The organism is Shinella sp. GW835-FHT14H05 (genome assembly GCF_058793575.1).
Genome location: NZ_JBXAFY010000019.1, coordinates 15,211 through 28,090, shown reverse-complemented (window position 1 = coordinate 28,090; position 12,880 = coordinate 15,211). Strand labels below are relative to the sequence as shown.

Sequence of the window (12,880 nt, the reverse complement as noted above, 5' to 3'; positions counted from 1 at the left end):
TTCGAGCAGCTCTTGTTCTGACCCCAGATTCTGAAGATGGTTCCCCCGATACCCGCCAAGCGATATGGCTGGATCTCAGCAAGAGGAAAACTGACAGCGGGTTGTGCTGCGCCGACGGAGAGTAAACGCCATGGATGAGACCACCGAGACGATGACGATCTCCAACCGGAGCGATTTCGCTCTTTGGGCCATCGAGCGGGCGAAAGCGATTGTCGCCGAGGAAGGCGGCAACCTTGCGATCGCCACCCGAGACCAGGGCGACGATGAGGTTGCCGTCTCTGCCAATGCGCTTGGCCAGGCCATCGTCAACGCCCTCTTGGAAGTCTTCGACGGCTTGATGGAGGAATAGGGAAGCGCACCTACCGTTCGGCCCCGTCGCGGTCGTTGCCGCGCTGGCGTTCCTGTTCCGCCTGCCGAAGGATCTGCTGACGCTGCTCGTCCTGGGCAGCCCTCGACGCGCCAGCCTGTTCTCGCGCCGCGCGGGAAGCGCGACCCGCGGCAATGGCCTGCTGCTGGGCCGCGATTGCGGGATCGACCGTTGCCGGCGCTGGCCGATCCTGAGTGCGCGCCTCGTCGACGCGCGCCGGCGGCGGCGTGCCCCCTGCCCCCGCTGTGTCGTTGACCGAGCGCATCTGCTGCATCTGGATGTCACGACGCTGCTCTTCGAACAGCGCGGAGATTTCCTTGCGCATCTCCTCGACGGCCTGTCGCTCAGCGCTGCTATCGACCATCGTCTCCAGGCGGTCCATGGATTTGTTCGCCCGTGAGACGCGCTCGTCGAACTGTTCCAACGATAGGGGCATGGCCTTTTCCTTCTGTTGTTGAATGGTTGCGATCAGGGTCTTGAATTCCGCCAAAGGCTCGTCCGGCGGCGCAGCGGACTGCCCCGCCAAGGCATCGAATTTCTTCTGCAGCCAAGGAGACGGCGCACCATGCTTGACGGAGCCGGCCGCCTCGACGATGACGGCGGCGCGCAATCCATGCGCCAGCAACCGCGCCTGGAAATCTCGGGCAACGGACCGCATCTCGGAACCGGGGCCAAACTCGTCGTTCTGCTTGGCTAGCTCGCGCTCGATCTTGCTGACGCTCGCGGTCGTGGGCGCCAGAACCCGGACGGACTTCCCCTCGGCGGAAATCAACTTGGCCTCGACGCCGACGGCCCCCTCGATAATGACAGCTACCGTCTCGCGTTCCATGGTCTGTTCGACGTCCAACCGGAGCAGGACGAAGCCGCTGGCCCGAGCAGCATGCGGTGCTTGAGCGGTTACCGCAGCTACGAACCGGTCGGCCGCCGCAATCACGGAAGGTTCCGCGCCGGCCCGCTTCAGGGCGCTCGCGGTCGCCTGCCATTTCGGGGCGAGCGCCAGGTTTCCATTGGAGAGAGACGCGCGATCGACGACGCCGGCACGCTTGCGCTCGACGCGATTGGTGACAGCCGGCGTCTTGAGATAGCGAGGATCTTGTCTGCCCCGTTCATATGCGCCGGCCTGCGCTTGGCTATAGGGCCGCGTGGCCGCCACATCCGCACGCCGGGTGGCGACCATAGCGATGCCCTGCTCCCGCGCCTTCGTCGCAAACCGCTCGCGCCATTCGTACAGCTCGGGCTTGGTCAGCCGCAGCGCCTTGCCGACATCGTCGCGCGCCGAGATCATCACATGGACGTGGACGTGACCGGTATCGGGATGATGGGCGGTGATCCAACGATGGCCGGCGACCTGCTCGCTAAGAAAATCCCGAACAGCGCGGGTCATCGCCTCCGGATCGGTCCCGGCCCGTGCCGAGAAGATGACATGGAACGCGTTGCGCGGCTCAACGGTGCGAATGTGCGAGGACCAGGCGCGCCAGATGCCATCCGCCTTTTCCTTGACGCTGGAACCACGCTTGACCGGATCGCCTTCGCTGGTGGTGATGGACTTCTCGGTGCGCAGGAACTTTTCGAGGAAGTAGCGGCCGGATTTCTCCGAAACGGCTGCACCGAGAATGCGGACCTCGGCCGACACGCCGGCGTCGGCCAGCCGGCGCGCGAAATCGGACTCTGTATTTTCCAAGGCGCGCGCCGGCCATTCGCCTTTCTCGCGTGCCTTTAACGCGCCGGCGATTTTCTTCGCCGGCAGATTGGTCACCGCATAGATCGAGACCCTGCCGTCCGGATGTCGCGAATAGAGGAAGGGCTTCGACCCGAAGGCGGCGTTCAGGGCATCGTGGAGCGTGTCGTCGTCGACTTCATCGGAAAGGGTGATGGAAAAGGTCGCGAGCGCGTTGACCGCATAGGCGTCGCGAAAATCCGCGCCCCACTCCGCGAGCGCGGCGGCGCGCTCTTCGCGGCTGGTGATGGCAAGGCCATCCTGATCGTAAACCGGGATATCCACCTTGCCCTTCTCGCCGTTTTCGTTCTCGACTTCCCGTGTGCCGAGATAGTTCATCAGGCCAGCAGCCGACGCCCGGCTCGATACGGTCGACGTCACCTTGATCACCACCGGCTGCGCACCGGCGGCGATCGCCGCGCGGCTTGCCGTCTCCGCTTTGGACCTGTCCTTCGCTGCGCCCCGCGCGCTCAGAGGACGGGCGACACTGGGCGCGGCTGCAAAGGACGCCCCGCCCCCTCCCCCGCCGGCCGACTTCTTCAGCTCGTCATCATCCCCCCTCTGGTCGCCGACACCCAAAGCTCCGACCAGCGCAATGACACCCTTTTGCGATGACAGCGGCGCTTGCAGGATCGACGCGATTGTCGGCTCACTTCTCGACACGGCGCCAGGGTGCGCCTTGCTCGCGATGCCCTTGGCTACAAATCGGCGCGGCGGCTCCCCGCCCGACAGAGCGACCCCGATCACGCGCCGGCGACGCAGCTCCTCTTCCTCGTCGATCAACGAGGTGGCGCGGCGGGCGGAAAAAGCCTCGATCTCACCAAGCAGTCCGGACCAGTCATGCGCCACGGCCAGCTCCCCTCCGCTCCTTGCGGCTGATCCGCAGCATCAGATCGACGTCGGCGCGCAGCCGGAACACGCCATCGAGGAGGGTGCGCAGGGCCGCGTCGAGATGCGGTTCGTAACCGACGCGACCCTCGTTCATCGCCCGGACCGCTTGGTTGAGGTTGATGCCGATGCGCCGCAGTTCCTCGTTCGTCCCGCGCAGGGCGTCGGCCTCGGCTGGCCCGACCGGGAGCGGAAGGCCCGCCTGTTCGCGAAACAGCAGCCGGATGACGTCGCTGGCGGTGCGCCCTTCCTCGCACAGCGCGGCGAGCGCATCGCGCTCCTCTGGCTGCAGTCGGACCCTCAACACCTCGCTCCGCATCTTTTCCTTCCCGCTTGCCAGGTTGCCGGAGGCGACCCGGAGCGCCAGAGGCGCGAACCACTGCCCTGCCGGAGGCGGGGCGACGTCGAGTTTGTACCACAAACTTGACTATCCTGCCACATAAAACTAAACTATATTTTATCCACCAAAACAGCTTCAAACGGACAAGCGCTCTCGATCCCCTGCCTGGACGAAGCTTCCCCGCCAATACGCTTCATATCAACAATTGCCCGTTGTTCGTGCTCTGGTTAACAGCGGCATCGCGGTTAATTGGCAATTACCCATTAACAACGGTTAGTTACAAAAGGGAAATTGCTCATAATCAACGGGCAATTGATGATTGCCCGTTCACCGTTGCCCGTTGTCAGCGGGCAGTCATCAATCGTCAATCGTCAATGGGCAATGAACAACGGGCAACGATTTCGTTGCGGAGAGAGGACGAAGGAATTAAATATAGTTTACCACTATAAGGAGCCACAATGATCGTCACCATCGCCAACCCGAAAGGCGGAACCGGGAAAACCACGCTTGTCCGGGCGTTGTCAGGAACGGCCGCCCATGCTGGCAACGACGTGTTTCTGATCGACGCAGACAGCCGCGCCAACACCATGCGCTGGGTCACGATGTCGAAACAGATGAACGTCTGGCCGGACCGGCTGGAGGCGGTAAGCTGCCTCGACCCGAACCGGATCTACAAGATGGCGCTGGAGCGCCAATTCGAAGGAAAGATCGTCTTCATCGATATCGAGGGAACCACGAACGAAAACCTGTTCGCCGGTCTCTATTGTGCCGACATCGTTCTGATCCCGCTACAAACCACCCAGGATGATGTGGTCGCCGGAATGCAGCTTGCACTGAACCATATTCCGGTGGTCGAGGAAGACCAGAAACGCAAGCTGCCGGCGATGATCGTCATCAACCAGCATGACCTTGTCACCGGCCGGGCCAAGGCCCACGAGCCGCTGCGCGAAATCCTGCGGGAGAGCGGTGTCGCCCTTGCGTCGCAGACGATCGCCCGGCGCGCCTCCTATCAGTCGATCGGCGCCGCCGGCACGCTCCAGACCGCCGCGAAATCCGACCCGAAGGCAATCGCCGAGATGGAAACGCTACTCGGCGAGCTGCTCACCCTCTACAGGTCGACGGCGAAGGAGGCTCTGCTATGAGCGAAGGATCGGACAGCAAGAATCTCGTCCTCGGGCTGATCTCGACCGGCCGCGACCGGCCATCCGTCCGCGAAAAGCCCATGGCCTCTCCTCCGCCGGCGAAAACCGACGATGATGGTGGCGCATCGCCAATAGCGGCGGCCGGCCGGACCCAGTTCCGCGACCTGGTCGCTAAGGGCGAAAGCCGCGATCCCATCGCCGGTAAGCGTTTCCGGGACACCGAGAAGGTCACGACCGGTATCCATATCCGCGTCGAGGTCCACAAGAAGCTGAAGATCCTCGCCGCTATCGAGCGGCGCAAGTTTAACAGCTACATCGAGGAAGCCATCGATGACTATCTGCTGAAGATTGCCGATCGGATCCCCGACATTTCTTGATGCGGGCAGGAGGCGGGCGATCATGCGCTTCGCTTCTCGCCTTCGCCATTCGCCCTGAGCGCGGCCATCAGCATCGGCCCAAGGCCGAATTCACCGCGCGCCGACTTGCGGGTGAGATCGCGCAGGTAGCCGCCGGGGGAAGTGATGTGCTCGGCACGCTCCAGGATGCAGGCGACGGCAACCGCAGCATTTTCAGGCCCCATCACCTCGCACGCCTCCTGATAGGCCGACGGGCTGACGCCCAGCATCGACCGGACCAAGACCGCGGCCGACATTAGGTCGCGCCAGGTTTCAACCCGCCCGCCCGCCGCGTAATCGGCAATCTGCGGGCACGCTCTCAGCACCAGCGATAACGGGAATGCCTTCAGCGGCTCGGCGATCTGTTTCGGTTTCTTGCTCGGCTTCTCGCCCTGCTCTTTTTCTGAGCGAGGTTCAAGTTCATGGAAGGATTCGGGTTTTGAATTCTGTATGTGACGACCGTTATGGTGGTCATAGACGTCCATTTTTTCTGCTTTTACCTGAATTTCCAAGCGGTTGATGATTTCCTCGCGCAAAAACTCCATTTCTTCGAGCACCGCATCGACGTCTTCGCGGTGAGGCGAGCGCGGGAGACGCGCCAGGAGGCCGATGAACATAGCTTCGATCGTCGCCCAATCACCATCAGCGCCCTCTTCCATGGCCGCGGAGATGAGCTTGCGGACATCGCGCCGGCAAAGCGACAACGCTTCTTTGGCGCGCTTGAACTGAAGGCGCTCTGCGGCGACCTGCTGCGCAAGGCTGGCCAACTCGCTCGCACGGGCAAGCAGGGGCGCCAGGCTGAAGCCGAATGCGGCCTCGATCTCCCCTCCCCTGCCCCGATGCGCATAGCGCTTGCCGTTCGGGCTATCGCGACGTTCGATCAAACCGGCGTCTACCAGCGCCGCGAGGTGTCGGCGCAAGGTCGTGCCGGCAATGCCGTGGGCGCGCATGGACAACTGGCTGTTTGATGGGAACACGACAAGGCCGCCGCTTTCATCGCAAAGCTCGTCGCTTGGATAGAAGCTCAGCAGCGCCTGCAGAACAGTGATTGAACGATCCTGAAGGCCGAAAACGTCCTTCGTCTCGCCGATGTCGTTGAAGACCTTCCATTTGTTGACCGCCTCGCTCGGGCGGCGATCAGCCGTTTCGAGCTGACCTCTCACCAAGGCAAGCGTCATCGGCCGCCCGTGGGGCGTTGCTACACGTCCTATCTGCATTTTCCTTCACCTCTCAAAAGGCAAAAGAAATCCACTCACCAAAACGGCGCCAAAGACTCTTGACTGTGATTCGTGGAAATGCGATTCTCTGGGTGCTTAGATCAGAGGAAGACTTCCACGGCGGTAACGCTTTGGGGGTCTTTTTCTTTTGCGGCGGTCTCTCCTTCCGACCAATTGATTTTCTCAGCCGAAACCCCGCTTACTGCGAGGGATCGGCCGCGTTGAACTCACGCATCAGCTCCGGCATTCGTTCTGCCAGCCACCGCGCAAAGACCTGCTCCTTTTTCGGGATCGTCACGATCGTTCCCGACAAGGTAGATTTCATGCGGCCGAAAACACGGCCGCCAATGACGAAATCAAGGATTTCTTCCTGTACGTGTTCTTCCGCCTGAGACACCGGCGAGGTGGTCGCCCGCATTGCCAGGGAAATACGCCCAGCACCGTCTGCCTGTTGAAACTCGGCCGTGGGGACAATTTTTCGGACGGCGTCAATCTTGCTCGCGTCCTTCAGCAGTTCTGCAAACGCGGTCCATTTCGGGCGGCCCGCTGCCTGAGCGCGGCCTATTGCAAAGATGATGTCTTCCGGAATGGCGGACGTTACGCGGAACATTTGTGAGACCGCGACTTCGGATAGCCCCATGATCGAAGCGATTTCACGCTGAGAAATACCGCTGCCTTTCAGCTGCACGGCCCACATAGCTTTCTCGATCCAGCTGAGATCCTCTCGTGGACCATTTTCGAGCGTTTGCTCCTCGATCAACTGGCGATCGGTCAGGTCACGCACATAGGCCTTGATCTTGATGGTTTCAGGACGATCAGCCTCCGCCATGATCGCCAAAATGGCATCGCGCCTACGGCGCCCATAAGCAAGCTGATAGTGATCGCTCTTGGTTGGATGAGGCCGGACAAGGACCGGGATTCTCTGGCCTTCCGTGGCTATTGAGAACTTCAAGGCACCGAATTTTTCATCGGCTTCTGCATCGTACTCAAACCTGTCCTTGAAGGGTGAAGCATCTACTTTCGAGGGATCGAGAGAGACAATGACGTCTTCGCTGAGGTGGGAAAGCGCCCTTCCTACGTTGGAAATGACGGGCGACGAGTGGCGACGAGTAAGGCCAATCCTGTCCGTCCCATCACTGGCAGGAGCTGCATCACCGCGATTCTCGGCATCCGCCGCCATCCGTTGGAGTATGCTCTTCTTCATGCGCTACGCCCCCAAACCTTGTGAACGAGTTCAAGAATTTCGAAATTAACGCGGTCGGCGCTCTCGATAGCCCGCTTGAGCGCTTCTCGGCCGACCTCGCCTGCTTCAAGCTCGTAGAGGGTCTTCTTGGCGACTGCCGCACCGGCGATGGCGGTCGATTCCAAGGCATCGGCAACCAGAACGTCGCCTCCAAAGAGACGGCGCATAACTCCCGACATATATTTCTGCGGCCCATCGTTCGGGTTTACGCGGGTCAATAGGAAACGGAAGAAGTCGTGCTCGAAACGGGCACCGAACTGCGCCAAGGTTTCACTGAGATCGGAGATCATGATGAGAAACTGATTGCACGACGCAACATCCAGCATGGCGGGATGGACCGTGATGATCAGGGACGTAGCTGCATAAAGTGCTGCAAGCGTGGAGTAGCCGAGCGACGGGGGCGTATCGAGAATCACGATGTCGTATCGATCCTCTACGCCAGCGATCGCATTGTTGAGCCGTTCAAAGAACAGTCCGAGATCATCACGATTTTTCTGCGAGAGGTAGGAAGGGGTGTCGAACTCAAAGTCCATGAGTTCCAGATTTCCAGGGACGAGATCGACCCCAGGGAAATACGTGGTCCGGATAACCTCTGTCAGCGGCCGTCGGTCGTTATCATACCGGATCGCAGCATAGGCCGTTTCATTCTCCCCGAGATCGAATTCCGGCTGGAGCCCGAACAATGCCGTCATTGACGCTTGGGGGTCCAGGTCAATGCAAAGAACGCGATAGCCTTGGAGGCCAAGAAAATGGGCAAGGTGGATGGAAGTCGTCGTCTTGGAACTGCCGCCCTTGAAATTCGCTGTCGCGATTATTTGCAGTTTCTCCCCCGCACGCCGATGGGGCAGCAGAGTTTGGGCATCGTCCGGACGAAGCTCCGCGAGAAATGCGCGCAACTCTCTCACCTGTTCAACGGTATAGGTGCGTCGATTGTTGTCGGCCCGCTCAGGTACTGGCCCCTTCCCCTCGATGGTGAGCTGCCGCAACGTGCTTTCAGGTACTTTGAGCAGTCGCACGAGGTCGGTCGTCGAGAAGGTGCGCGCAAACGTCTTCTTCGCGGTCGGCGGATAGAAACCTTCGCGCATCTCATGCAGTTCCGCGGAAAGCTTCGACGTGTAATTGCCGATCTTCGATGCCGTATCGGTGACGCTTCGAGAAGCCGGTTGAAGCATTTCTTCCTCTTGACGGTTTTGGACGCGATACGCGATCATTTCCGTCATGGATGCCAGACAGAATCCGATTCTTCAAGGCGTTTTTCGTTAACGAAAGGTTAACGCAGGCGGCGTGCGGAACCACACATATCACTGATATGGAATTCAAGTGATCAGAAATTAGCGACTTAACAGCTGTTAAGTTCGCCTGAGATGGCACAGTTCTCGGCGATATGACTGGCCGCATCGGTCGCTACTTAACAGCTGTTAAGCTGCGAAACCTCGTGCTGATCCACGAAGCTAACCCGCCCGATATACCACAGATGCCAGGTCTCTCGCCCCAGGGAGAGGGATAGGGGCTTGGGGAAAGGGAGGAGGGAACCGTCCCCTTTCCCCAGGGGTGGGTTCAAGGGAGGGGCCGGCCCTTCCCTTGGGGAGGCGGTTTGGAGGAGGGGGCTTGCCCCTTCCTCCATTGGGGTGAGTGTTGAGAGGGGGGCTTGCCCCTCTTTCATCAGCTTGGTCGGCCGGTCGAACCGGCTGACCGGGCTCACTCGTCGAGGTAAAGGCGAAAGGCGGCCGTAGCCGCTTTTCGCCTGCATCTCAGTCGGTGCCCGGTCCCCAGAGCGCATTGCGTTCCGGATCCTCGATGCCTTTATAGTCGGGCGCCATCGCCTTGATCACCGCCCTGATCTCGCAGCCTCCTATCCTTGTGCGTCCCTGCGCTACGAGGATACTCACGGCCGTCTCGTTCGCCTCGATCGCCCGGATCGCATCCTCCATATCGTCATGAGAGCGGAGATTTTCGATCGCGATCACGTCGCCATCCTCGTCGTAGCCGCCGTGAAGATACATCGGTGCATCGGCCAGCCGCTCCGCAGCGCGCTCCGCCTCGTGGATAAGCCGGAAGCCTTCTTTCCGCTGCCTCCAGTATTGCGCGCTACCGCCGTCGATAACGGTGATTTTCCGGTCTGTCATATAAGCCTCCTTTTCGCTCTGACGAAAAGGAGCCCGCATTGGCGACCCAAGCAGTCAAGGAACGCGAAGCGACCGCCGAAGGCGGTGGATGGGGGAGCCGAAATGCGTCAGCATTTTGGGGGAACCGCCCGTCCTTTACGGCGCAGGGGCGAATGCGACACTAGGAAATCAGAGAGAGAGAGAGATAAGCCCACGGCCGCGGTCAGGGGCCGTGTCCGTATGGGCCGGGGAGGTTTGGAGGGGGTGGTCCACCCCCTCCATGGGTAGGGGGTTTGAAGGGGGCGGGGCTCTGCCCTGCCCCCTCATGGGGGAGAGATTGAGAGGGGCCGGCCAGCCCCCCTCTCAAAGAAGTTCCGGCCGGTCAATCCGGTCGGGGCTTCTAGCCTGTACCCTGCAATTCACAACAGACGCAGTTGCCCATTCCTCTCAATAACCGGCGCGGATGTCGCTTGCTTCGGCGCGGCGGGGCCACCGGCGACCACCGCAGCCCGGTGCGGTACGGCAACAGAAGGAGCCGCCTCCGGTTGCCCCCCGGCGTTTTCTCTTGCGTGCCGAAGCTTGGCCGACCATCCGCCCATGACATGGGCCATCGTGTGCCATTCCTCCCGAAACCGCATTGCCAGGCTGTCGCCCACGATGACGGTCGCCGGAATGTGCAGGAGCGAGAATTGGATATAGGCCATGTGGACGGCGCGCGGGTCGATGTCCACGGCGGTCACATGAAGAAGCTGCTGGTAATTGAAGCCCGCTTCAAGGATGGCTTCGGCCAGAGCGACGATCATTGCGCCGCTCCCTACGGCGGGTTCCTGCGCAAGCATGAAGCCGCGCTTGGCAATCGCCTGCTGCATGTCCTCGGCGCTCCCGGCGATGATGCGGGCCATCAATTGGCAGATGGGATACGGCGTGAAGAATTGCCCCCTCGCCTTGTTGTGCAATTCGAGCGCATGGAACGTCATGCCCAGGATGTCCTGCGGCTTTTCCTCCAGCGCCATGACCACTTCACCGAATATTTTCGAGAATATCGCCATGGTTTCGCTCCCGTATTTTCGAGCGATTTCGACATAGCGAGCCTCGCGCTTCTCGAAGTTTGCCTGATCAACGGCATTGCTCATGGATATGGCGGAGCATTCGCACCAGTCGCCAAAGACGGTGTAGAGGTCATGCTTGTAGCGGCAGGTTTCAAACAGCTTGACGATGGAATTGAGACGGGGGGAGGTCATGGGATCACCTATCCGGGCCGCAGGGCGCACGTCGCCAATCGCCGGGGCGATGCCCGGCGTCTCATCGCGGCTGGTTTTGGGAAATTCAGCGAGGGGAGCAGGCCGCGCCGGAGACTGGCGCGACCTGCCGCAACCGATTACTCGGCTGCTTCGGGGAACTGCTGGTGTTCGGCGTTCGGCTTGTCCTCGATGTCGAACGGGCAAACGCCGTCATCTTCGCCATCGGCCTCCGCCATCCGCTCGCGCTCCTGCTCGGCGGAGAGAGCAATCCGCATCGGCGCGGGCAGCCATCCGGTTCCGGTGATCTTCCGTTCGGCATATTCCACGGCTTTCGCCTTCTCCATGCCGGGAACGCCGAGCGCGAAATCCTCGCCAGCGGCTTCGGTGACCGCCTGCTTGATCCCCGCCTTGCTGATCCGGCCGAAGTAGTTTTGGCCGGTCGGTTCGTACCACTGCGTCATGTCGATCTTGAGGGCCTGTGCCAGCCGTTCGGCATGGGCGCGCTGCGACTTCCGCTCATAGTGCGGGTGTTGCACGGCATTGACGGACTTTGCCGCCGCATAGGCCAGGAGGTCGAGAAGCGTTGACGTCGGCTGCTCAAGGCACCATTCCAGAAGATCGCTCGGCTTGCCCGGAATGGTATGCCCGTAGTTTTCCTTGAGTTCGTCCAGCGCCACGATGCCCTTGCACTCCGCTGGATTGGCAATGCTGTTTTCCAGCCTTTCGCTTTTCACCGTTACCTCAAGGGACGTGTACTCATTGCCGCCGTAGTTGCCGAAGAGGTTCACCAGCATGGCATGCACCACGACGGCGAGGGCGACGTCCGGATTATGCGCAAGCTCGGCCCGGATGGCGGCTGTCTTCTGCGCCGTAAGCTCCTGCACAAGCAGGGCAGGAATTTTGAACGTCGGTTCGGGGCGCTGTTCGGGCTGCTGCGCAACCGTCATCTCACCTGCTTCCGTCTCCTCGTTATCGCCTTCGGCGCTTTCGTCGCCGTCTCCCCCCACGTCTCCGGCCTCGACTTCATCATCGGGCCGGACAAGACCGCGCTCGATTTCGACGTTGCCGTAATAGTCCATCGTGACATAGCAACCGGCCTTGGCGATGTCCTCCGAGGTGTAGGCTTCCTGCGCCGTCGATAGAACCGCCAGCCTCGCCCGAATGGCTTCGATGCGCGGCTCGGCCTCGCCGTTGGCCACCTCTTCCTCGATCTGCTCCGCCAGCTCGTCATGTTCGTGTTCCAGCCGTTCCTCCTCGGCCTGTTCCTCGTCTGTCAACGGAACGCCGGTGGGATAAACCCGGTGCATGCGATGGGCTTCGTCCGGGATGATCGGCACGACCTCCACCCATTTCCAGCCTTCCCGGCGAACGGTTTCGGCCTCGACTTCAAGCCGGTCGCCGACAAGCTTTTCGACAAGAGCGACGTCGAGCGCATAGCCGCCGTTCTGCTCATCGAAGAGATCGCGCTTGACGGCTCCACCAGCGGCTTCATAGGCGTCGAGCCCGCCGATGAATTTCACGCGCTTGTCGGTGGCCTTTACGGCTTCGCCTTGCAGGGCAGTACGAATGGCGCGGTGATCGCAATTCCACGATGGCAAACTATTCCAGACTTCCACCTGCCTTTCGTGATCGTCGGACACGGTGAAGGCCGAAAGCTGCTGGAAGCTGATATTCTGGTTGCGGTAAAGATCGAGCAGGGCAGGGGCGACACGGCCCAGGGCGAGGCGCTTGCGCACCATGACCTCGGTGGTGCCGAAACGGGCGGCGATATCCTCGACGGACTTTCCGGCGTCGGCCATGACGCGGAACGCCTCGTATTCATCGACCGGGTGCATGGCTTCCCGCTGCGTGTTTTCGATGAGGCTGATTTCGGTCGCCTCGGCGGCGCTGCGCTCCTTGCATTCGACCGCGAAATCCTTCGCAATCTCGCCCAACTCCGCCAGAAGGTCGAGCGCGGCATGGCGCCGACCGCCAGCTGTCACAAAGAAGCGACCCCGTTTGTCACCTTTGCGGACGACGAGGTTCTGCAGAATGCGGTAGCCGTCACCGCGAATGGTCGCGGCCAGTTCCTCGATGCCTTCCTTGCTATAGGTCTTGCGCACGTTCAGGGGGTCGCGGTCGAGCTTGTTCAGCGCCACCATGATGGTTTCGGTTGCTGCACTGGTGTCGGTCATTGTCGGTCTCCTTGGTTTCCCGTTTCCCGCAGGGGAAGCTCCCTTGGGCGA

General features: G+C 61.0%; 11 protein-coding genes. 3 read left to right on the top strand and 8 right to left on the bottom strand.

Annotated elements, in window-relative coordinates:
• Positions 1-130 precede the first annotated feature (130 nt).
• Positions 131-349, top strand: a complete 219-nt coding sequence (locus AC1Q6Z_RS31050) for a hypothetical protein (RefSeq protein ID WP_226923736.1) — start codon at positions 131-133, stop codon at positions 347-349.
• A 10-nt stretch (positions 350-359) separates the two neighbouring features.
• On the opposite strand, the gene AC1Q6Z_RS31045 is transcribed toward AC1Q6Z_RS31050, so the two are convergent.
• Positions 360-2,933 carry a relaxase/mobilization nuclease domain-containing protein gene (locus AC1Q6Z_RS31045; RefSeq protein ID WP_226923738.1) on the bottom strand — a complete coding sequence of 858 codons (2,574 nt, stop codon included), beginning with the start codon at positions 2,931-2,933 and terminating at the stop codon, positions 360-362.
• Complete coding sequence (locus tag AC1Q6Z_RS31040) at positions 2,923-3,393, bottom strand: MobC family plasmid mobilization relaxosome protein (RefSeq protein WP_226923740.1); 471 nt, start codon at positions 3,391-3,393, stop codon at positions 2,923-2,925. Before AC1Q6Z_RS31040 ends, AC1Q6Z_RS31045 begins: the two co-directional genes overlap by 11 nt.
• A 377-nt stretch (positions 3,394-3,770) precedes the next feature.
• Between AC1Q6Z_RS31040 and AC1Q6Z_RS31035 the strand changes: the two genes are divergently transcribed.
• Together AC1Q6Z_RS31035 and AC1Q6Z_RS31030 are read left to right on the top strand one after the other, a co-directional pair.
• On the top strand, positions 3,771-4,454 hold the full coding sequence (locus AC1Q6Z_RS31035; protein ID WP_226923742.1) for a ParA family protein: 684 nt from the start codon (positions 3,771-3,773) through the stop codon (positions 4,452-4,454).
• Positions 4,451-4,831, top strand: coding sequence for a hypothetical protein (locus tag AC1Q6Z_RS31030; RefSeq protein ID WP_226923743.1), 381 nt, complete (start codon positions 4,451-4,453; stop codon positions 4,829-4,831). Before AC1Q6Z_RS31035 ends, AC1Q6Z_RS31030 begins: the two co-directional genes overlap by 4 nt.
• 20 nt (positions 4,832-4,851) lie before the next feature.
• Here the strand turns inward: AC1Q6Z_RS31030 and repC are convergent, their stop codons facing one another.
• The 6 genes from repC to AC1Q6Z_RS31000 form a co-directional block, all read right to left on the bottom strand.
• Complete coding sequence (repC, locus tag AC1Q6Z_RS31025) at positions 4,852-6,066, bottom strand: plasmid replication protein RepC (RefSeq protein WP_226923745.1); 1,215 nt, start codon at positions 6,064-6,066, stop codon at positions 4,852-4,854.
• A gap of 199 nt (positions 6,067-6,265) precedes the next feature.
• Entirely contained in the window at positions 6,266-7,270 is a 1,005-nt protein-coding gene (gene repB / locus AC1Q6Z_RS31020) for a plasmid partitioning protein RepB (protein WP_226923634.1), read from the bottom strand.
• The gene (gene repA, locus AC1Q6Z_RS31015) at positions 7,267-8,481 is read right to left on the bottom strand and encodes a plasmid partitioning protein RepA (RefSeq protein WP_306041757.1); all 1,215 of its coding nucleotides are present in this window, start codon (positions 8,479-8,481) and stop codon (positions 7,267-7,269) included. Before repA ends, repB begins: the two co-directional genes overlap by 4 nt.
• A 579-nt stretch (positions 8,482-9,060) precedes the next feature.
• Positions 9,061-9,435 (bottom strand): hypothetical protein, encoded by a 375-nt coding sequence (locus tag AC1Q6Z_RS31010; protein ID WP_226923637.1) that lies wholly within the window; start codon positions 9,433-9,435, stop codon positions 9,061-9,063.
• Between the two features lie 398 nt (positions 9,436-9,833).
• Positions 9,834-10,655 (bottom strand): N-6 DNA methylase, encoded by an 822-nt coding sequence (locus AC1Q6Z_RS31005; RefSeq protein ID WP_130520893.1) that lies wholly within the window; start codon positions 10,653-10,655, stop codon positions 9,834-9,836.
• A 137-nt stretch (positions 10,656-10,792) separates the two neighbouring features.
• Positions 10,793-12,829 (bottom strand): ParB/RepB/Spo0J family partition protein, encoded by a 2,037-nt coding sequence (locus AC1Q6Z_RS31000; RefSeq protein ID WP_492650221.1) that lies wholly within the window; start codon positions 12,827-12,829, stop codon positions 10,793-10,795.
• Between the last annotated feature and the right edge of the window lie 51 nt (positions 12,830-12,880).

Coding starts and splice junctions, on each gene's coding strand:
- repA (WP_306041757.1), bottom strand. CDS start 8,481: ATGCTTCAACCGGCTTCTCGAAGCGTCACCGATACGGCATCGAAGATC.
- repC (WP_226923745.1), bottom strand. CDS start 6,066: ATGCAGATAGGACGTGTAGCAACGCCCCACGGGCGGCCGATGACGCTT.
- AC1Q6Z_RS31030 (WP_226923743.1), top strand. CDS start 4,451: ATGAGCGAAGGATCGGACAGCAAGAATCTCGTCCTCGGGCTGATCTCG.
- AC1Q6Z_RS31005 (WP_130520893.1), bottom strand. CDS start 10,655: ATGACCTCCCCCCGTCTCAATTCCATCGTCAAGCTGTTTGAAACCTGC.
- repB (WP_226923634.1), bottom strand. CDS start 7,270: ATGAAGAAGAGCATACTCCAACGGATGGCGGCGGATGCCGAGAATCGC.
- AC1Q6Z_RS31010 (WP_226923637.1), bottom strand. CDS start 9,435: ATGACAGACCGGAAAATCACCGTTATCGACGGCGGTAGCGCGCAATAC.
- AC1Q6Z_RS31050 (WP_226923736.1), top strand. CDS start 131: ATGGATGAGACCACCGAGACGATGACGATCTCCAACCGGAGCGATTTC.
- AC1Q6Z_RS31035 (WP_226923742.1), top strand. CDS start 3,771: ATGATCGTCACCATCGCCAACCCGAAAGGCGGAACCGGGAAAACCACG.
- AC1Q6Z_RS31000 (WP_492650221.1), bottom strand. CDS start 12,829: ATGACCGACACCAGTGCAGCAACCGAAACCATCATGGTGGCGCTGAAC.